Source organism: Methylomonas fluvii (assembly GCF_014850975.1).
In the GTDB taxonomy this organism is placed as follows: domain Bacteria; phylum Pseudomonadota; class Gammaproteobacteria; order Methylococcales; family Methylomonadaceae; genus Methylomonas; species Methylomonas fluvii.
Genome location: NZ_JACXST010000002.1, coordinates 170,053 through 188,903, shown reverse-complemented (window position 1 = coordinate 188,903; position 18,851 = coordinate 170,053). Strand labels below are relative to the sequence as shown.

Annotated in this window: 17 protein-coding genes; 7 read left to right on the top strand and 10 right to left on the bottom strand. The window is 53.7% G+C overall.

Going from position 1 to position 18,851, the window contains the following annotated elements; genetic code table 11:
• The first annotated feature begins 490 nt into the window (after nucleotides 1–490).
• Nucleotides 491–1,837, top strand: a complete 1,347-nt coding sequence (locus EBB_RS10445; RefSeq protein ID WP_225587194.1) for an IS5 family transposase — start codon at nucleotides 491–493, stop codon at nucleotides 1,835–1,837.
• 39 nt (nucleotides 1,838–1,876) lie between these two features.
• Here EBB_RS10445 and cysZ read toward each other — a convergent pair whose 3' ends face one another.
• From cysZ to EBB_RS10430, 3 genes are all read right to left on the bottom strand, one after another.
• Nucleotides 1,877–2,626, bottom strand: coding sequence for a sulfate transporter CysZ (cysZ, locus tag EBB_RS10440; protein WP_192393820.1), 750 nt, complete (start codon nucleotides 2,624–2,626; stop codon nucleotides 1,877–1,879).
• On the bottom strand, nucleotides 2,620–3,657 hold the full coding sequence (mtnA, locus tag EBB_RS10435) for an S-methyl-5-thioribose-1-phosphate isomerase (protein ID WP_192393819.1): 1,038 nt from the start codon (nucleotides 3,655–3,657) through the stop codon (nucleotides 2,620–2,622). Before mtnA ends, cysZ begins: the two co-directional genes overlap by 7 nt.
• Nucleotides 3,658–3,813: 156 nt before the next feature.
• Nucleotides 3,814–4,149, bottom strand: coding sequence for a response regulator (locus EBB_RS10430; protein ID WP_225587385.1), 336 nt, complete (start codon nucleotides 4,147–4,149; stop codon nucleotides 3,814–3,816).
• Nucleotides 4,150–4,247: 98 nt separating this feature from the next.
• Between EBB_RS10430 and EBB_RS10425 the strand changes: the two genes are divergently transcribed.
• The 6 genes from EBB_RS10425 (at nucleotide 4,248) to EBB_RS10400 (ending at nucleotide 9,428) form a co-directional block, all read left to right on the top strand.
• Nucleotides 4,248–5,570 (top strand): TRZ/ATZ family hydrolase, encoded by a 1,323-nt coding sequence (locus tag EBB_RS10425; RefSeq protein WP_192393818.1) that lies wholly within the window; start codon nucleotides 4,248–4,250, stop codon nucleotides 5,568–5,570.
• A 142-nt stretch (nucleotides 5,571–5,712) separates the two neighbouring features.
• Nucleotides 5,713–6,420, top strand: a complete 708-nt coding sequence (gene ubiG, locus EBB_RS10420) for a bifunctional 2-polyprenyl-6-hydroxyphenol methylase/3-demethylubiquinol 3-O-methyltransferase UbiG (protein WP_192393817.1) — start codon at nucleotides 5,713–5,715, stop codon at nucleotides 6,418–6,420.
• Between the two features lie 6 nt (nucleotides 6,421–6,426).
• Complete coding sequence (locus EBB_RS10415; RefSeq protein WP_192393816.1) at nucleotides 6,427–7,098, top strand: HAD family hydrolase; 672 nt, start codon at nucleotides 6,427–6,429, stop codon at nucleotides 7,096–7,098.
• Complete coding sequence (locus EBB_RS10410; protein WP_192393815.1) at nucleotides 7,089–7,817, top strand: SDR family NAD(P)-dependent oxidoreductase; 729 nt, start codon at nucleotides 7,089–7,091, stop codon at nucleotides 7,815–7,817. The genes EBB_RS10415 and EBB_RS10410 overlap by 10 nt, the downstream gene beginning before the upstream one ends.
• Before the next feature lie 7 nt (nucleotides 7,818–7,824).
• Nucleotides 7,825–8,373: a putative Fe-S cluster assembly protein SufT gene (sufT, locus tag EBB_RS10405; RefSeq protein WP_192393814.1), complete on the top strand. Its 549-nt coding sequence runs from the start codon at nucleotides 7,825–7,827 to the stop codon at nucleotides 8,371–8,373.
• 167 nt (nucleotides 8,374–8,540) lie between these two features.
• Nucleotides 8,541–9,428: a GGDEF domain-containing protein gene (locus EBB_RS10400; protein WP_192393813.1), complete on the top strand. Its 888-nt coding sequence runs from the start codon at nucleotides 8,541–8,543 to the stop codon at nucleotides 9,426–9,428.
• Between the two features lie 40 nt (nucleotides 9,429–9,468).
• Here the strand turns inward: EBB_RS10400 and EBB_RS10395 are convergent, their stop codons facing one another.
• The 7 genes from EBB_RS10395 to EBB_RS10365 form a co-directional block, all read right to left on the bottom strand.
• On the bottom strand, nucleotides 9,469–10,167 hold the full coding sequence (locus EBB_RS10395) for a response regulator (RefSeq protein ID WP_192393812.1): 699 nt from the start codon (nucleotides 10,165–10,167) through the stop codon (nucleotides 9,469–9,471).
• 24 nt (nucleotides 10,168–10,191) lie between these two features.
• The gene (locus tag EBB_RS10390) at nucleotides 10,192–12,930 is read right to left on the bottom strand and encodes a DUF4118 domain-containing protein (RefSeq protein WP_192393811.1); all 2,739 of its coding nucleotides are present in this window, start codon (nucleotides 12,928–12,930) and stop codon (nucleotides 10,192–10,194) included.
• Nucleotides 12,927–13,517, bottom strand: coding sequence for a potassium-transporting ATPase subunit KdpC (gene kdpC, locus EBB_RS10385; RefSeq protein WP_192393810.1), 591 nt, complete (start codon nucleotides 13,515–13,517; stop codon nucleotides 12,927–12,929). The genes EBB_RS10390 and kdpC overlap by 4 nt, the downstream gene beginning before the upstream one ends.
• A gap of 10 nt (nucleotides 13,518–13,527) precedes the next feature.
• Nucleotides 13,528–15,600: a potassium-transporting ATPase subunit KdpB gene (gene kdpB, locus EBB_RS10380; protein ID WP_192393809.1), complete on the bottom strand. Its 2,073-nt coding sequence runs from the start codon at nucleotides 15,598–15,600 to the stop codon at nucleotides 13,528–13,530.
• Between the two features lie 19 nt (nucleotides 15,601–15,619).
• Nucleotides 15,620–17,428, bottom strand: a complete 1,809-nt coding sequence (kdpA, locus tag EBB_RS10375; protein WP_192393808.1) for a potassium-transporting ATPase subunit KdpA — start codon at nucleotides 17,426–17,428, stop codon at nucleotides 15,620–15,622.
• Nucleotides 17,428–17,517 (bottom strand): potassium-transporting ATPase subunit F, encoded by a 90-nt coding sequence (locus EBB_RS10370; RefSeq protein WP_033155269.1) that lies wholly within the window; start codon nucleotides 17,515–17,517, stop codon nucleotides 17,428–17,430. The genes kdpA and EBB_RS10370 overlap by 1 nt, the downstream gene beginning before the upstream one ends.
• A 427-nt stretch (nucleotides 17,518–17,944) precedes the next feature.
• Nucleotides 17,945–18,601 (bottom strand): hypothetical protein, encoded by a 657-nt coding sequence (locus EBB_RS10365; protein WP_192393807.1) that lies wholly within the window; start codon nucleotides 18,599–18,601, stop codon nucleotides 17,945–17,947.
• Nucleotides 18,602–18,851 lie beyond the last annotated feature (250 nt).

Below are 18,851 nucleotides of genomic sequence, written 5' to 3'. Positions count from 1 at the left end.
AGGCGGCAAATTCTGAAAACGCTTATTCAGTACGCGTGCTGTGCGATGAATATTTAGCCGGACATGTTTGCCGTCATAGAGCGCCAAAAGGCTCAGCTGAAATTACAAGGATGTTTAACACTATGCTGGGGGATATGGCGGACTTGCCATCCACTGCAATAACCCGAGCAATGGCTTTTGATTTGATTCAAAAGTACGCTGCAATATCGCCTGTGCAGGCTGGAAAATTACGATGTGAGCTAGGCGCTGCGAGGTTATGCAATGGATGTCGGCAGACTGCCCGAGTGGCGCTTAATTTTGGCGTCTGCAGCAAGATTTATGAGCGCAAACAGCCCATTTACCAATCCATGCCTATAGCTAGTCGCCCCTGAAAAGCCACAAATTCACGGCTAAAGCATTGAAACACAATAAATAATTGAAGAAAAAGACGGGCAATAATTGCAAGAAATTAGTAAAATAGATATTAATTTCTTGCAAATTTTTATCGAAAATGAAGCCAAAATCCCAAGAAAGTAGCGGCCAAATCGATCTATTCAACACACCACTGGCCGACCTGTTGAATCCGAAGCATGAGCTTTACCAACTGGCAAATTTGATCGATTGGAAAGTACTGGATGATGCGTTCGGTGAATTTTTTACCGAGAACCAAGGCGCTCCGGCGTTGCCAACGCGTCTTATTGCCGGGCTTCATTACCTCAAACATGCGTTTGCACGCTCGGACGAAGCGGTCGTGGCACAGTGGCTTGAAAATCCCTATTGGCAATATTTTTGTGGCGAAGAGTATTTCCAACACCAGATACCTTGCCACCCCACGTCACTGACCTATTGGCGAAAACGGATCGGAGAAGAAGGTTGCGAGTGGATGTTATCGGTGACGATCCAGGCTGGCGTAGCCAGCAAGACCGTGAAGAAACAGGATTTTGAATCGGTGACGGTTGATAGCACGGTGCAAGAGAAAGCCATCACGTATCCGACCGATGGAAAATTGTATGAACGCTGTCGCCAGCACATGGTACGTCTGGCTGAGCAGCATGAGATTACACTACGGCAGAACTACAACCGCAAAGCCCCCTATTTGCTGATGATGGCGAACCGGTACAGTCATGCCAAGCAAATGAAGCGCAAACGCAAAATGCTCAAACAGCTCAAAACTTTGGTGGGTCGGGTTTACCGAGATATCGAGCGCCAATTGACGGATCAATCCGATGCAGTCAAATTGGCTTTTAAAGAGACGCTAGAGAAAACCCAACGGATTTTGAACCAACAACCCCAGGATAAAAACAAGCTGTACAGTTTCCACGCCACGGAAGTCGAATGCATTTCCAAAGGCAAAGTCCACAAGAAGTATGAATTCGGCGTCAAAGTGGGCATCACCGTCACCAACAAAAGTAATTTTGTGCTCGGCGCCCGCAGCTTTTCCGGTAATCCCTACGATGGACACACCCTGGAATCGTGTCTGGAACAGGCGGAGATTCTAAGCGGTACACGCGCAAAAGAAGCTTTTGTGGATTTAGGATACCGTGGTGTCGAGGTCCCGAACGTGACCATTTACAAAGCCCGGCAAAAGAGAGGAATAAACACCCGGCGACTCAAACGCGCCCTCAAACGCCGCAATGCCATCGAACCCGTCATCGGGCACCTCAAAAACGACGGATTGCTGGGCCGCAATTACCTGAAAGGCGAACTGGGCGATGCCATGCATGCCATCTTATGCGGTGCTGGCCACAATATCCGTATGATCCTCAGGCAGTTGAGGATTTTTTTGCCTCATTTTTGGAGACCGCCATGTCGGATTTTGGCGCGGCCATTGAGCGCGCCGTTTTTATTGTCGGCCTGAATGCTGGTGTTCGGAAAATATCGGCTTTTTCAGGGACGACTAAGTAATCGGTTGCTCTGCTGCTGGGGATTCGGTTTCCGCTAGCCGGTACACGTAAATCGTTGCACCTATCACAGCCGCTTGGCCCATCACTAAATTGACGATAGGCAGCGTCAAGCCCAAGCCAGTCAAACCACCAAAGCTTAATACTCCCCAACGGGTTTGCTGCATGAATTGTTTTTGCTCAGGAAACGGCAGGCCGCGTTCTTCCAGCGGGTAGGCTAAAAATTCCATGGCGATGCCCCAGGCGGCAAATACCGCCCATATGAAGGGTGCGATCAAATTGACCACCGGAATTAAAAACAGCAGCAGCACGGGCAGTACCCGCAACAACAGATATCCGACCCTGCGCAATTCCCCGAAAAACACCTTATCCCAAGGTAAATCGGCTTTGACGACACTGCCGCCGCTGATCAGTTGCAGCGTCTTCGCCGCTAACTGGCTGTAATACGGCGCGGCGATCAGATTGGCAAACAGGGTGAAGGTGAAGAAGCCGATCACCAAAAAGCTGATAAAAAACAGTGGCCATAAAATCCAGTTCAGCCAGGACAACCAGTCCGGGATAAAGGAATGAATCAAAGCCGATACCGAATGGTAGCCCAGCACGAAGGCGCCGGTGTACAACACCATATTGATGAACAAGGGTATCAACAGGTATTTGCGCAGTTCGGGGTGGGTGAGCATTTTCACGCCCTGCCACAAGCAGTTCAGCGCAAAGACAGGGTTATTGCCGCGCGGTAAATTTAACATGGTGCCAAACTCCTTACCCCGTGCAGGCCGGGATCGATAACTACGCCGCGTTCGGTGACGATGGCGCTAATCAGGGCGGCTGGGGTGACGTCGAATACCGGGTTCCAGGCGTTCACCAACGAGCCTTCCTCTAAGTAACAATCTGGAAGCAATTCTTTGGGATTGCGTTGTTCTATTTCAATGCTTTCGCCATTTTCCATACTGAAATCGAAGGTGGAAGAGGGCGCAGCGACCATCATTTTTACCCCGTGCTGTTTAGCCAACACCGCCAGCGAATACGTGCCGATCTTGTTGGCGACGTCGCCATTGGCGGCGATCCGGTCGGCGCCGACGATGATCCAGTCGATTTTGCCGGATTTCATCAGCCAGGCCGCTGCCGAATCGGCGATCAGCGTGGCAGGGATGCCGTCTTGCGCCAGCTCCCAAACGGTCAGACGAGCGCCTTGCAGCCAAGGCCGGGTTTCGTCGGCGTAGACGTTTTGCAATTGGCCGCGCTTGTGTAAGCTGCGAATCACCCCCAGCGCGGTGCCGTAACCGCCGGTGGCCAGCGCGCCGGCGTTGCAGTGGGTCAACACCGCCTTGGCGTTGCCGATCACATCGGCGCCGCGTTCGCCCATGGCGTGATTAGCGGCGATGTCTTCGGCGTGAATTTGCTCGGCCAATTGACTCAGCGCCGCGATGGGTTCTGGTGGATTTTGCGCTAACAGATTGCGCATCTTATCCAGAGCCCAGAACAGATTGACCGCCGTCGGCCGGGATGCGGCGAGTTGTTGAATGTCTTCGGCGACGGCAGCTTGCCAATCGGCTTGCGGATAATGCCGCATCGCCGATAGCACTACGCCGTAAGCAGCGGCGATGCCGATGGCCGGGGCGCCGCGTACCCGCATCGAGGCAATGGCCTCGGTAACGCCGGCGGCGTCGCTGTATTCGTCGTAGGCGATGGTTTCTGGCAGCAAGCGTTGATCCAGCACTTTTAAACTATGTCCGCTCCATTGCAACGCTTGCACGGAAAGTTTTTGGGTTGTAGTCATGATGATGTCGTCTAAATCTAAAGAATAAAGTTTTGAGGAGGCACTGAAATGCTCGGCAATTGATACTTCTCCGAATGCGCTTGGGGTAAAAGCGTGGCCAATTTGCGTTGAAAAGGCAAATCAGATGCGGCGGCAGTCCGGTATACGGGAGCTATTTTAAGGTGTTTTTGCGCTTACTGCCGGGGGATATTTACTTCCCGTTGGCTGCGAATCCGTGCCAACACGATGGCGGGGCGCAGGGTTTTTGCGTAGGCGAGACAGCACCGTGTAACCGTCCATTTCCGGCATCATGACGTCCAGTAAAATCAAATCGGGATGTGGATCGGCGTTGGCTAAGGCCAGCGCGCGCGGACCATTGATGGCAACACGCACGTTACAGTAGGGCTTAAGGAGATCGCCAAGGGTCGTGATATTTTCCGGCGTGTCGTCCACAATCAGGATAGTCGCAGGTGCGACAGTTTGGTTGCTGCTCATAAAGATCTGGCCGTCCATAGGTTGCTGATGAATAGCCTGGGCCACAACAAGTTTCTCCGCAGGCGAGCAAGCCGGCTTACGAGGTATAATTGCCGCTTTGCATATCGGGAGAACCCATGCTGGTCGACCTTCTCATTCAAGCCCGTTGGATTATACCGGTTGAGCCGGCCTCCGCAATCCATGAGCATGCCAGTCTTGTGATAGATGACGGCAGAATTGTCGATTTGTTACCGATCGAGCAGGCTATGTCAAAGTACCAAGCGCGACAGGTCGAAGTGTTGGACCGGCATGCGCTGATTCCGGGTTTGATTAACTGCCATACCCATGCCGCGATGTCATTGCTGCGCGGAATTGCCGACGATCTGCATCTAATGGACTGGCTGCAAAATCATATCTGGCCGGCTGAGCAAAAATGGGTCAGCGAGACGTTTGTCAGGGATGGTACCGATCTGGCGATTGCCGAAATGCTGCGTTGTGGCACGACCTGTTTCAATGATATGTATTTTTTCCCGGAAATTGTCGCGCAACAAGCCGTACAGCACGGCATTCGTGCCAATATTGGTTTGATCGTGTTCGATTTTCCGACCGTCTGGGCGGAAAACGCGGACGCCTATCTGACCAAGGGTTTGGCGCTGCATGAGCAACTCCGGCATGAAACCTTGATCAGCACCTCGTTTGCGCCGCATGCGCCATACACCGTGTCGGACGGACCGTTACGTAATGTCATCACCTATGCCGACGAGATGAATCTGACCGTGCACATGCACCTGCACGAAACCGCGCACGAAGTCGACGAGCAAAAAGCCAAAAGCGGCCAAACGCCGCTACAACGTTTGCATGAATTGGGTTTGCTGACGCCGTCGTTCATCGCGGTGCATATGACGCAACTATCTAGTGAAGACATCCTGTTTTACGCGCAGACCGGCGGTCACATCGTGCATTGCCCGGAATCCAATTTGAAATTGGCTAGCGGCTTTTGTCCGGTGGCAGAGTGTCTGGCGGCAGGCATCAATGTGGCCTTGGGCACCGACGGTGCGGCCAGCAATAACGATCTGGATATGCTGTCGGAAATGCGCACCGCCGCCTTGCTGGGTAAGGGCGTAGCGGGTGATGCCAGCGCGGTATCGGCGACGACAGCGCTTGAAATGGCGACCATTAACGGCGCCAAGGCCTTGGGTTTGGACGCCGAAATCGGTTCACTCGTTATCGGCAAAGCGGCCGACGTGGTGGCTATAGATCTGAGCGAGCTGGAAACTCAACCCTTGTTCAATCCGCTGGCGCAGATCGTCTATGCCGCCGGCCGGCATCAGGTGACTGATGTCTGGGTTAACGGCAAACAATTACTGCGTAAGCGCGAATTGACTTCGTTTGATGTTCCGGCTTTGCGACAAAAAATCACACTTTGGCAAGAACGCTTGCAAGAACATCCAGCGAATTAACAGCTTTTTTGGAAGTCGCCGAGAGGCCTTGTTAAAGGCCATTTAAGCCGTGGTACTGAATTCAAAATCAGGGTCGGAAGTTGGCGCATGACGAATAACCTAGTAATACAGTAAACTATAGCCCTATGAACAGGTTGGCATTATGACAGCGACAGAAAACGTACATCCCCATGAAATTCATAAGTTCGGCTCGCAAGCCGAGCGTTGGTGGGATCCAAACGGCGAGTTTAAAACCTTGCATGACGTCAATCCTTTGCGCTTGCAGTTTATTCAGCAATACGCTGATTTGCCTGGGAAGCGGGTGGTGGATGTCGGTTGCGGCGGTGGGATTCTTACCGAAGGTTTGGCAAAAGCTGGTGCGGATGCTTTGGGTGTGGATTTAAGTGAAGACTTGCTGGATATTGCCGATTTGCATGGCTTGGAAACCGGTGTGAATGCGAGTTACCGGAAAATCAGTGCAGAACAACTCGCCGATGAACAACCGGCCGGCTTCGACCATGTCACCTGTATGGAAATGCTGGAACACGTACCAGACCCCGCATCCGTCATCGCCGCTTGCGCAACGCTGGTTAAGCCGGGCGGCATGGTGTTTTTCTCGACTTTGAACCGGGTCCCCAAAGCCTGGTTGCTGGCAATCGTCGCCGCCGAGCATGTGCTGAAAATGGTACCCAAAGGCACACACGAGTACAAAACCTTTATCAAACCTTCCGAATTGGGGCAGATGGCCAGAAGCGTAGGGCTTGAGTTACAAGGCATGGTCGGTATTGAATACAGCCCATTCAGCAAGCGTTTTAGTTTGGGTAAAGACATCGGCGTCAATTACATCGCTGCGTTTCAGCGTCCTGAGTAAGGCGGCATGAGCGGATTTAAACTGGATTGCGTATTGTTCGATCTGGACGGTACTTTGGTCGATACCGCGCCCGATCTGATCGCCTGTTTGAATAAGACGCTGCTGGCCCATGGTTTTCCGGAAGCGCCGACAGAGTCAGTGCGGCCCTTCATTTCCCATGGCGCCATGCCGATGATCAAGCATTGCGTGAGCGTGGACGAGAGTCTGGCGCAGCGGATGCTGGCTTTTATGCTGGACAGCTACGAGCAGAATATCGCCGAACACAGCCGCTTCTTTCAAGGTATAGCCGAAAGCCTGACGGCGATCGAACAACTGGGCTTGAAATGGGGTGTGGTGACCAACAAGAGATCCCGTTTTACCGTGCCGTTGATGGACGCGATGCAGCTTACGGAACGGGCCGCCTGCATTATCAGCGGTGATACCACCGCCAATAGCAAGCCGCATCCCGAACCGATGTTGGCCGGGTGTCGGCAGGCCAGCGTGGCGCCGGAAAATTGCGTGTATATCGGCGACGCGATACACGACATTACCGCCGGCAAGCGCGCGAATATGAAAACTCTGGCGGCCTTGTACGGCTATTTGCAAAGCGACGACCAACCCTACACCTGGGGTGCCGACGCGCTGATCGAACAGCCGCCACAATTGATGGAATGGATACACGCTAATTTATGTCATTAAGCAATAAGGTTTTACTCATCACCGGTGCCGGCGGCGGTCTGGGCGGCACGGCGGCGCTGGCTTTAGCCGGCCAGGGCGCGCAAATCATTTTGCTGGATAAAAGCATTCCCAAGCTGGAAAAAATCTACGATGCGATCGTGGCTGCCGGCGGTCCGGAACCGGTGATGTACCCCTTTGATTTGGCCGGCGCCAGTGAAGCGCAATACGAAGAAATGGCCGAGGCAATCGAACAACGCTATGGTGCTTTGCATGGCGTATTGCATGGGGCGGTGGAATTCAGCGCCTACAGCCCCATCGCCAACTACAAAACCAAGGATTGGGGACATGCCTTAAACGTCAACCTCAGTGCGCCTTTCCTGCTGTGCCGGGTGTTGTTGCCTTTGCTGCAACGCAGCGAGCATGCTTCCATCGTGTTTATCTCCGATTCCTCGGCGCGTAAAGTCCAGGCCTATTCCGGTGCCTACGGCGTAGCGAAAATTGCGCTGGAAGGCTTAGCAGGTATTCTGGCCGCGGAACTGGAAGCAGCAGGAAAAATCCGTGTTAATACTTTGGTACCGGGACCGGTGGATTCACCGTTGCGGAAGAAAGCTTTCCCAGCCGAAGATAAAACCAGACTGCCGAGCATGAGCAGTCTGGACCCGCTGTATGTTTACCTATTTAGCGACGCCAGTATCGGCAAGACCGGTCAAATTATTGACGCCCAAACTTTTAAACCTTAAGAAACTTATGGCAGACAGAGAAGTTGTATTTTTAACCCGCGACGTCAACATCGTCACTATTCCGGACGGTAACCACGGCACCTTGAGTAAAGGCCAGGAAGTCACGATACACCAGGCTTTGGGCAGCAATTACACCGTGGTGACCGATTACGGCCATATGGTGCGGATTGCCGGTATCGATGCCGATGCCTTGGGCAAGGAAACCCAACATCTGCATACCTTGGTCTCGGAAACCGACAGCAAAGCCGTCGAAAAGAATTGCTGGGAAGTGATGAAAACCGTCTACGACCCGGAAATTCCGGTCAATATCGTCGATTTGGGTTTGGTTTACCATTGCAGCGCCAAGCCCAACGCCGATGGCGGTAACAATGTGCATATTCAGATGACCTTGACTGCGCCCGGATGCGGTATGGGTCCGGTGATCCAAAGCGATGTCGAGAAATGCATCCGCGCCTTGCCCGGCGTCAGTTCGGTTGATGTCGAAGTGGTGTTAGACCCGCCCTGGTCGCGGGAAATGATGTCAGAAGTCGCGCAAGTGCAGTTGGGTTTGTTTTAAAAGTCGGCAAAGGTAGTTGGCGGCAGCTAAGCGGCGGAAAATTGCCGCTTGCTGAGATATTTTGCAATTGTTTGTTGTTAAGTTATTGTATTTTATCGTATTAAAATAATTGGCACGCTCTTGGCTTTATTCTCCTTGAAGTTTGATTCAAGACTCGGGGAACCGTCATGAGAGATAAAGCAGCCGATTTAGCGATAGTCAGTAACAAAACCTTTGAAGCGTCCACCGCTGTCAATTTGCATCACTACGATATCAGTAGTGCCTTGCAGACTTCATTGGAATTCAACGAGCTGATCAGTATTTTCTGCAATAAAATTCAAAACACTATTCCGCACAACGGCGTTGAATACATCAACGAAGAGTTTGATTTGGAGTTCAAACGCGGCGTGATGGCCCGTCATTCTTGCAATTATGCCTTGAAAGTCGAAGAGCAGCAGCTGGGCGAGTTGAAACTAACCCGCAGCAATCGCTTCAGCAAAGATGAGCTGAAAATGCTGGAAAGCCTGTTGTGCTGCCTGATTTACCCACTAAGAAATGCCACCTTGTTCCAACAAGCATTGAAAATGGCGTTTACCGATCCATTAACCAAAACCAACAACCGCACGGCGTTTAACGACTGTTTGCTGCGCGAAATCAAACGTGCGCATCGCAACTCGCAGCATTTGTCGGTGATTTTTGTGGATGTCGATCACTTCAAGCATATCAACGACGATTACGGGCATGCTTGCGGCGACTTGGCTCTGTCCTCATTGGCCGGCTGGTTGAAAGATATGGTGCGGGGCAGTGATGCGGTGTTTCGTTACGGCGGCGAGGAGTTTGTGATCTTGCTGAGCGATACCGACATCGACGGTGCGATGGTCATAGGCGAACGCATCCGCGCAGATATTGAATCGCATACCTTGGCCTATGGCATGGATGTGTTGAATCTGACCGCCAGTTTGGGCGTTGCTGCCTTAAAAGGTAGCGATAGCCCGGAATCCTTGATCAAACGTGCCGACGCTGCGATGTATCAAGCAAAACAACGCGGTAGAAACCGGGTAGAAGTGGGATATTGATTCGGCTTTCGCACTGCGGCCATCAGACGGCGATATTCGCTTAACCCACTTTAAATCGATACCCCACGCCCGACTCAGTCAGCAGGTATTTCGGCTGAGTCGGATCGCTTTCCAGCTTTTGCCGCAATTGGCTCATGTAAATCCGCAAATAATGCGGATTTTCCTGATACGACGGCCCCCAAACTTCCTTCAAAATTTGCTGATGCGTCAAAACTTTGCCGGCATGCTTAATCAGCACGCAGAGCAAGCGGTATTGAATCGGCGTCAGATGAATTTCATTGCCATCAACGCTGACTACCCGGTTGCGTAAGTCCACTTTCAGTGCATCGACGATAAACACTTCGTCTTGTGTATGCTCCGCAGGCCGGCTGGCATGCCGCAAGGCTACCCGGATACGCGCCAACAGTTCGCCAAATCCAAACGGCTTGGTTAGATAATCGTCCGCGCCGGCGTCCAAGGCGTCGATTTTTTGCTGTTCGTTACTGCGAGCCGACAGCACGATGATAGGCATGGCCGACCAGCCGCGCACGCTCTTGATCACCTCGACGCCATCCATATCCGGCAAGCCTAAATCCAGAATCAGCAAATCCGGTTTACGCACGCCGGCTTCAATCAGGCCTTGTTTGCCGGTCTCCGCTTCGAATACCGCAAAATTGTGCGTTGCCAGACTGGTACGCAAAAAGCGCCGTATCGGCGGATCGTCTTCGATCACGACAATGACGGGATGCGTTTTAGCCATGGCCCAAATCCAGTGGGGTTGCGTTCATTCCTCCGGCTCCATAAGGGGCGGCGATTCGTCGTTGGGTAGCGTTAAGGTAAATATGGCCCCGCCACTGGGCTTATTGCTGGCACGAATCCGGCCGCCATGCACTTCAACAATGGCCCGGCAAATCGCCAGCCCCAAGCCGACGCCGCTTTGTGCCGATTCATGGCGGGCTTGGTAAAATTTTTCGAACAATTTATCCTCCAGACCTTTGGGAATACCGGGGCCGTGATCGGCGACCGATATTTCCATGGTATTGCCGACGTTTTGGGCAAACACTTCAAGTTCGGAGCCTGCAGCGGTATAGCGCACGGCGTTCTCCAATAAATTGATCAGCACTTGCTCGATCATCACCGCATCGACAAACACCAGCGGAATCCCGGGCGGCAAGCTGACGCTGACCTTTCGTCGGGCCAGGTGTTTTTGCAAACGCGTCAGCACGGTGCCGATGATTTCTTCGACAGGATGCCACTGTTTGTTTAATTCCACCACACCGGCGTCGAGTCTGGCCATGTCCAGAATGTTGTTCACCAAATTGGCCATGCGTTCGGCTTCATCATAGATGGCACGGCCGAGTTCCAGCCGATGCTGGGCCTGTAAATGGCCGTCGTCCTCAACCAAGGCGCTGGCCGAGCCGATAATCGTCGATAACGGGGTGCGTAAATCGTGAGAAATCGCGCTGAGTAAGGAGTTGCGCAATCGTTCGGCCTCAATTTGCAATTGCGTCGACTTGGCCTGTTCGGCAAAGCGTAAACGGGCGACGGCTTGGCCGATCTGCCGCAAAAAGGTTTCCAGCAATTTTTGTTGTTCCGGCAAAAACACCCGGCGTAAATTGACCGGTAACAGCGCCAAAACGCCGATGGCTTTGTCTTCGTCTTGAATTGGGAAATAAATCGCCGCGCTGCCAGGTAAGGTATGGGTGCCGTGTCCGGCCATTTCGTTGTGATCGTAGACCCACTGCGCCACGCTCAAATCGGCGCCGCGCAATGATTGAGGCAGGCTGTGTTGTTTGGGATAGATCAAACGTCCGGCCGGGTTGGCAAATAAAATGACATTGCGGCTGCTGAATTCGGCGTATAAATGTTTAACGGCGGTCGCGACGATTTGCCGTTCGCTTTGCGCCACCGCCAGCTCCTTACTCATCGCGTATAAGGCCGCGGCGCGGCGTTCGCGATGCGCGGCAACCTTGGCTTGCGCGCGGACATTGACCATCAGATTGCTGATGACAATAGCCACCACCAGCATGGCCAGTAAAGTGATCAAATACTGGCTATCGGCTACCGACAAACTATAGAAAGGCTGCACGAACAGCACATCGAATACGCCGACGCTGAGTAATGACGCCAACACCGACGGCCCGCGCCCGAAGTGGGTGGCGACAAACACCACACCGAGTAAATACACCATCACCACATTGGCTAGTTCCACCTTGCCGAACAACATTTTACCCACGGCGGTGCAGAGCAAGGTCACCGCCATCGCCCACAGATAGCCGCGATAGCGTCGGCGAGTCTTACTGGGAATGCGTTGCCGCAGGCCGGGCAGCGGGGTTTTCTTGAATAAAGACAGCTCGGCTTCCAGTTCCTCGCGTTCGCCCAGTTGCGGGCTGCCCAGCAGGTAAATATTGATATTGTGGGCGTGGCTGATCAATACATCCACCACCGAACCCAACAGCCAGCGTCGCCAGCCGCGCCGGCTGGGTTTACCGACCACGATTTTGTTGATATTGCGCTCGCGGGCAAAACGGATCAGCGCTTCGCTCATCTCCGGCGCGCTGAGCGTCACCGTCTCGGCGCCAAGCTGTTCCGCCAGCCGTAATACCCGCAAAATGCCGTCGCGCTTTTCGGCGGGCAAGCGCGCCAGTTCTGGGGTTTCCACATACACCACAATCCACGCTGAACGCAGGCTGGTTGCCAAGCGCTTGCCGGCTCTGACCAGGCGCTCGGCCAGCACATTCGGGCCTATGCACACCATCAGCCGTTCGTTGACCTGCCAGACTTCGCGGATGGCATTGTCTTCCCGGTAATCCAGCATTTGCGCATCGACGCGATTGGTGGTTTGCCGCAAGGCCAGTTCGCGCAGGGCAATCAGATTGCCTTTGCGGAAAAAATTCTGAATTGCGTGTTGGGCTTGTTGCGGCAGATAAACTTTGCCTTCTCGCAGGCGTAGCAGCAATTCATCCGGCGGCAAATCCACCAGTTCGACTTCGTCGGCATCCTCGAATACCGTGTCCGGCACGGTTTCCCAGATGCGGACGCCGGCAATTTGGCCGACATCGTCGTTCAGGCTTTCCAGATGTTGCACGTTCAGCGCGGTATACACATCAATCCCGGCTTCCAACAATTCGCGAATATCTTGCCAGCGTTTCGGGTGGCGCGAGCCGGGGGCGTTGGTGTGCGCCAGTTCGTCAACCAGAATGATGGCCGGCCGGCGTTTTAAGGCCGCATCAATATCAAACTCCTGCAACACGGCGCCTTTGTAGTCGATCTTGCGGGTTGGGAGGATTTCCAAGCCCGCCAAAAGCGCTTCGGTGTCCGCGCGACCATGGGTTTCCACCAGGCCGACAATCACATCGAGATTTTCCGCGCGGCGTTCGCGCGCCGCCAGCAACATGGCATAGCTTTTACCGACCCCGGCCGCCGCGCCGAAAAAAATCTTCAGGCGGCCGCGCTTGGCCTTGGCTTTGTCGCGTTCGACGCGGGCCAGTAGTTGGTCGGGGTCCAGGCGTGGTTCGTTCATGGTTGAGCAGTTTGCGCAGCGGCGTCCAAAGCCAGATTTAAGCCTAAGACATTCACCCTGGGTTCGCCGAATACCCGCCATTGCCTTGGCTCGCTATGCGATTCGACCAATGCTATCACGACGCTTTCCGGCAACTTGCGCGCTTTGGCCACGCGCTTGATTTGGTAATGGGCCGCCGCAATACTGATGTGCGGATCCAAGCCGCTAGCTGATGCGGTAACCAAATCCACCGGCACCTGCGCATGATTGTCAGGGTCAAGTTGCTGCAAGGCCTGAATGCGCTGGGCGACCGCATCGCTTAAAGCCGGATTGGTGGGGCCGAGATTGGAGCCGCCCGACGCCGCCGCATTGTAAGGGTAGGGCGCGGTTGCCGACGGCCGGCCCCAAAAATAGCGGGCCTGGCTGAAGCTTTGACCGATTAAAGCAGAGCCGATGGCTTGGCCTTGTTTGTCTTGTATCAGGCTACCGTTGGCTTGGGCTGGAAAAATGCTTTGCGCCAGTAAAGTGACCAGCGCCGGATAAAGGCCACCGGTGAGGAGGGTCATTAACAGCAGTAGGGTGGCAGCAGGTCTGAAATAGCTTGTCATGTTGTTCTCCCTAAACCAGATTCATCGTTACTAGGACTAAATCAATCGCCTTGATGCCGATAAACGGTACCAGTAAGCCGCCGACACCGTAGACCAGCAAATTGTTTTGCAATAGCTTTTCGGCGCCGAGCGGCCGGTATTTAATGCCTTTTAAAGCCAGCGGGATCAGGGCAATGATAATCAACGCATTGAATATTACCGCCGATAAGATCGCGCTGGCCGGTGTCGCCAAGCCCATGACGTTCAGCACGTTCAACGCCGGATAGGTGGTGGCAAAGGCTGCGGGGATGATGGCGAAATATTTCGCTACATCGTTAGCCACGCTAAAGGTAGTCAGCGCTCCACGGGTCATCAGCATTTGTTTGCCGGTCTCGACGATCTCGATCAGTTTAGTCGGGTTGGAATCCAGATCGACCATATTCCCGGCTTCCTTGGCGGCCTGGGTGCCGCTATTCATTGCCACCGCGACATCGGCTTGTGCCAGCGCCGGTGCGTCATTGGTGCCGTCGCCGGTCATGGCTACCAAGCGTCCATCCGCTTGATGCTGCCTAATCAAAGCCAGCTTGGCTTCCGGCGTGGCTTCGGCCAAAAAGTCGTCGACGCCGGCTTCGGCGGCAATCGCCGCAGCGGTCAAGCGATTATCGCCGGTGATCATGATGGTTTTGATGCCCATTTGCCGCAGTTCGATGAAGCGTTCCTTGATGCCGCCTTTGACGATGTCTTTTAATTCGATCACGCCCAGGGCCTGTTTGCCGTCGGCTACCACCAGCGGCGTACTGCCGCGCCGGGCCACGTCGACAACCATTTTCTGGATTTCGTCGGGAAAGCGGCCGCCTTGCTCGGTCACATACTGCTTAATCGCATCTTCGGCACCCTTGCGGATTTGCCGGCCTTGCAAATTGACGCCGCTCATCCGGGTCTGGGCGCTGAAGTGGATAAAGGTGGCGCCCAAGGATTGCACGTCGCGCTCGCGCAAACCAAACTTTTGTTTGGCCAGCACGACGATGCTGCGGCCTTCCGGGGTTTCGTCGGTCAACGAGGCCAGTTGCGCGGCATCGGCCAGCTGTTTTTCGCTGATGCCCTTGGCGGGGATGAATGCCGCGGCCTGCCGATTACCCAAAGTAATGGTGCCGGTTTTATCCAACAACAACACATCGACATCGCCGGCCGCTTCCACCGCGCGTCCGGAGGTGGCAATGACATTTTTCTGCATCATCCGCCCTATCCCGGCCACGCCGATTGCGGACAACAAGCCGCCGATAGTGGTCGGAATTAAGCACACCAATAAGGCCACTAGCACGGTGATCGAAATTGGGCGGCCCGCACCAGACGTTTCCACGCTGTACAGCGAGAAGGGCAGCAAGGTTGCTGTGGCCATTAAAAACACTAAGGTTAGCGCTACCAGCAAGATGGTCAAGGCAATTTCATTCGGGGTTTTCTGCCGTTTCGCACCTTCCACCATGGAAATCATCCGGTCCAGAAAGGTCTCGCCGGGGTTAGCGGAAATCCGCACCACCAGCCAATCCGATAATACCCGGGTGCCGCCGGTGACCGAGCTGAAATCGCCGCCGGATTCGCGGATCACCGGCGCGCTTTCGCCGGTGATGGCGCTCTCGTCCACCGAGGCCACGCCTTCGATGACATCGCCATCGCCAGGGACGAAATCCCCGGCTTCGATCAGCACCACATCGCCTTTTACCAAATTGGAGCCGGCGATTTTGGTGTAGTTGCTGCCATAACGCGGGTCATCCAGCTTCTTGGCGGCAATATCACGCTTGGCGGTGCGCAGAAAGGCCGCCTGCGCCTTGCTGCGACCTTCCGCGGCGGCTTCGGCGAAATTGGCGAACAGCACGGTAAACCATAACCAGATAGTGATGGTTAAAATAAATCCAGCCGGTTCTTCGCTATCACCGGCCAAGGCTTGCAGCCACAACAGCGTGGTTAACAAACTGCCCAGATACACCACAAACATCACCGGATTTTTCCACTGTTGTTGCGGTGTTAGCTTTTTAAAGGCTTCCCAAACCGCTTGCTTGAGCAGGTCAGGGTCGAATAAAGAAGAAGAGAGCGCTTTGTGAGTCATATGCTTACCTGTTTGGAAATCAAGGATGAGCGTGCATGTGTAACTGCTCAACGATAGGGCCCAAGGCCAGTGCGGGAACAAAGGTCAACGCACCGACCATTAACACCGTGATAATCAGCAATACCGCGAACAAGGGCGTATGGGTGGGTAAGGTGCCGGGGCCGACCGGCACGTGTTTTTTGGCGGCCAGCGAACCGGCGATGGCTAATACCGGGATCATCAACCCATAACGCGATACCAGCATAGCCAGGCCCAGCAAGTAGTTATAAAACGGCACATTGGCCGACAGGCCGGCGAAGGCGCTGCCGTTGTTATTGCCGGCAGACGACAAGGCATACAACACTTCGCTGAAACCGTGGGCACCGGGATTGAGGATGGAGGCTTTCCCGGCCTCGGTCATCACCGCCAATGCCGTGCCGCCCAGCACTAGGAGCGGGGGAATCAAAATAATCACCGCCGCCATCTGCATCTCGAAGGCTTCGATTTTTTTGCCTAAATATTCCGGGGTGCGGCCTATCATCAAACCGGCGATAAACACGGCGACCAGCGCGAACACCAGCATGCCGTATAGGCCGGAGCCGACGCCGCCGAAGATCACTTCGCCGAGCTGTATCAACCACATCGGTATCATGCCGCCGATGGGGGTGAACGAGTCGTGCATCGCGTTCACGGAGCCGTTGGAGGCGGCGGTGGTTGCTACCGCCCATAGTGCGGAATTGACGATGCCGAGGCGAGCTTCCTTACCTTCCATATTGCCGCCAGGCTGTTGATTGGAGGCGGCTTGATCCACACCCAAGCTGGTCAGTGCCGGATTGCCGTGTTGTTCTGCAGGCACAGTCACGAAAATCAAAGCCACAAACACCAAGGTCATCGCCGCCAATAGCGTCCAGCCTTGCCGGCTATCGCCGACCAGAAAGCCAAAGGTATGGCAAAGTGCGGCGGGGATTAACAGGATGGCGAGCATTTCCAAAAAATTGCTCAGCGGGGTGGGATTTTCGTAAGGGTGAGCCGAATTGGCATTAAAAAATCCGCCGCCGTTCGTGCCGAGCTGCTTGATGGCGATTTGCGAGGCCGCGGGACCCAAGGCCAGGGTTTGTTCCTGGCTTTGTTGGGTTTGAGTGAGGGGTTGGCCTTGTGCATCCAGCACAGCGTGTCCATCCGCGTCAAGCGCTGGCGCCGAGTAAGTCTGCGGTTCTTGTAGCTTGACGGTAGCGTAGCGATCAAAGGTTTGCACCACGCCTTGCCCCACCAGGACGACGGCCAGTAGCAACGACAATGGCAGTAAGATATACAAGGTCGAGCGGGTCATATCCACCCAGAAATTGCCAATGCTATTGGTGTTACGCCGGCTGAAACCGCGTATCAGCGCCACCAACACCGCCATACCGCTGGCTGCCGACAAAAAGTTCTGCACAGTTAAACCCAGCATTTGCGTGAGGTAACTCATGCTGGCTTCACCGGCATAACCTTGCCAATTGGTGTTGGTGGCAAAACTGATGGCGGTATTTAAAGCTGAGTCAGTGCTGATGGCCGGCAGGGCCTGCGGATTGAGTGGCAACAGGTCTTGGCAGGTTTGCAAGGCATAAACCACCAGTAAACCCAGCAAGTTAAAGACTAGCAATGCTCCTGCGTATTGCTGCCAGCGCATATCTTGCTCGGCCTGGATGCCACAGAGCCGATATAGCCCGCGTTCAATCACGGCGAACCAGGTGTTGGCGACGATGGATTCGTCTTGATACACCCGTGCCATGTAAGCTCCCAATGGCTTGCTCAGCAGGAGTAAGGCTAAAAGATAGATAAAAATTTGTAGAAAGCCGGTTTCGTTCATCAGAATTTCTCCGGATAAAACAAAGCGACCACCAGATAGATAAACACCAGCAGCGCCAAGCCGCCGCTTAATAGATAAATCCCGCTCATATAGACCTCTTGCAAAGATGCTTAAGCATTTTTTAGACGAGGCGAATACGGCAAACAGTCCAAGATTTTTGGCGGTTTTGCCGCTGATCGCCTGAGTCTTAATCTACAGATTGGTGGGTAAAAATGTCGTAAAAATTCTTGGGATATTCGTTAAGAAAACATAAAGCTCAATCGAATTTGTTGATCAAGAAGGCTTTTCTGTTGGGAGACTTGCTATTGCTTTGGCTGGATTAATCCGGGATTGATGGCTGGATTGTTTTGCCGATTGATGGTGGTTCGTTGTCAAGGGCGCAATAGCCTGACGGTATTGCGCCGCATGTAAACCGCTGTCATAGGGCGAAATATGCCTTTGTCTATTGCCGCCCTGTAGATTTAGCCTTACGGTCTTGAAATACGACCAATTAATCAGTCGTATATACAGTCGAGTTTAACGGGACCAGCGTAATGCCTTGGCCATATTACGTCGACTGATGAAGCCTAAGCCGCTCAGCAGCAGCCATGCCGCGCTGGGAACTGGTACGGCCGAAATCGGCGAAGGAAGGCCCAGTTTGATGTTGTCAACCTGGGCATAGGTCGAGCTGAAGATAATTTTATTCAGGTTTTTGAAGGAATCGTTGAAATAAAGGGTTTCCAGCGTATTTGTGGTCGCGTCAAGCAGGAATGACTGGCTGACGGAACCGCCTGCTTGCGGGTAGCCATAAACCGAGAACTGCCGGCCGCTGGCAATTGTCCAAAACGACGCGGCGTCCATACTGAGCAAGTCAAACGAACCGCCATCCTGTTTTTCCAGCAAAAAGGCGCTACCGTGATTGGTGACCACTCCGGAATATAAGCCGACACTACCGGTCCAATAAGGGCTGGAAGGCATGATCGCGTAGAGGGTTCCACCGCTTAACTGGAATGATACCCCGGCCAGCGTTGTCAACTTGAAGCCGTCTTCCAGATAGGGTTTGGGCACTGAAATCTCATGGTTAGTGGGATGCAAAGCAATGCTGTTGAAGTCGATGGTGGTGACGGCAGCGTGGCCCGAGTTTGCCAAACCGGCAAGCAACATTCCGATAGCCGGAAACAGTGTCTTTTTCATTCAATTCTCCTAATTGTTTTTTGGGGGGGACTGCATTAAGGGCTGAGTTTAACGAAGCCGATAACATGCGAAAACTGCACAAAGGGGTAGGGGAAAGGTAGAACCGATGATGCCGGTCAAGCAGAATCTGCCCATTGATCAAGCGCATCAGCCGATTTTTATACAAAAAAAATCAGGAGCGGGTCCTGCGCCGTAACAAAACCTTTGTTCTAGCAGCCGTCATCCAATAGTTGGGGCAATCGACCGCGGC

What these genes read in the sequence shown, in the direction of transcription:
- ubiG (WP_192393817.1), top strand. Translation starts at nt 5,713, where the DNA reads ATGACAGCGACAGAAAACGTACATCCCCATGAAATTCATAAGTTCGGC.
- EBB_RS10445 (WP_225587194.1), top strand. Translation starts at nt 491, where the DNA reads ATGAAGCCAAAATCCCAAGAAAGTAGCGGCCAAATCGATCTATTCAAC.
- EBB_RS10425 (WP_192393818.1), top strand. Translation starts at nt 4,248, where the DNA reads ATGCTGGTCGACCTTCTCATTCAAGCCCGTTGGATTATACCGGTTGAG.
- EBB_RS10365 (WP_192393807.1), bottom strand. Translation starts at nt 18,601, where the DNA reads ATGAAAAAGACACTGTTTCCGGCTATCGGAATGTTGCTTGCCGGTTTG.
- EBB_RS10400 (WP_192393813.1), top strand. Translation starts at nt 8,541, where the DNA reads ATGAGAGATAAAGCAGCCGATTTAGCGATAGTCAGTAACAAAACCTTT.
- kdpC (WP_192393810.1), bottom strand. Translation starts at nt 13,517, where the DNA reads ATGACAAGCTATTTCAGACCTGCTGCCACCCTACTGCTGTTAATGACC.
- EBB_RS10415 (WP_192393816.1), top strand. Translation starts at nt 6,427, where the DNA reads ATGAGCGGATTTAAACTGGATTGCGTATTGTTCGATCTGGACGGTACT.
- EBB_RS10395 (WP_192393812.1), bottom strand. Translation starts at nt 10,167, where the DNA reads ATGGCTAAAACGCATCCCGTCATTGTCGTGATCGAAGACGATCCGCCG.
- cysZ (WP_192393820.1), bottom strand. Translation starts at nt 2,626, where the DNA reads ATGTTAAATTTACCGCGCGGCAATAACCCTGTCTTTGCGCTGAACTGC.
- EBB_RS10370 (WP_033155269.1), bottom strand. Translation starts at nt 17,517, where the DNA reads ATGAGCGGGATTTATCTATTAAGCGGCGGCTTGGCGCTGCTGGTGTTT.
- kdpB (WP_192393809.1), bottom strand. Translation starts at nt 15,600, where the DNA reads ATGACTCACAAAGCGCTCTCTTCTTCTTTATTCGACCCTGACCTGCTC.
- EBB_RS10410 (WP_192393815.1), top strand. Translation starts at nt 7,089, where the DNA reads ATGTCATTAAGCAATAAGGTTTTACTCATCACCGGTGCCGGCGGCGGT.
- mtnA (WP_192393819.1), bottom strand. Translation starts at nt 3,657, where the DNA reads ATGACTACAACCCAAAAACTTTCCGTGCAAGCGTTGCAATGGAGCGGA.
- EBB_RS10430 (WP_225587385.1), bottom strand. Translation starts at nt 4,149, where the DNA reads ATGGACGGCCAGATCTTTATGAGCAGCAACCAAACTGTCGCACCTGCG.
- kdpA (WP_192393808.1), bottom strand. Translation starts at nt 17,428, where the DNA reads ATGAACGAAACCGGCTTTCTACAAATTTTTATCTATCTTTTAGCCTTA.
- EBB_RS10390 (WP_192393811.1), bottom strand. Translation starts at nt 12,930, where the DNA reads ATGAACGAACCACGCCTGGACCCCGACCAACTACTGGCCCGCGTCGAA.
- sufT (WP_192393814.1), top strand. Translation starts at nt 7,825, where the DNA reads ATGGCAGACAGAGAAGTTGTATTTTTAACCCGCGACGTCAACATCGTC.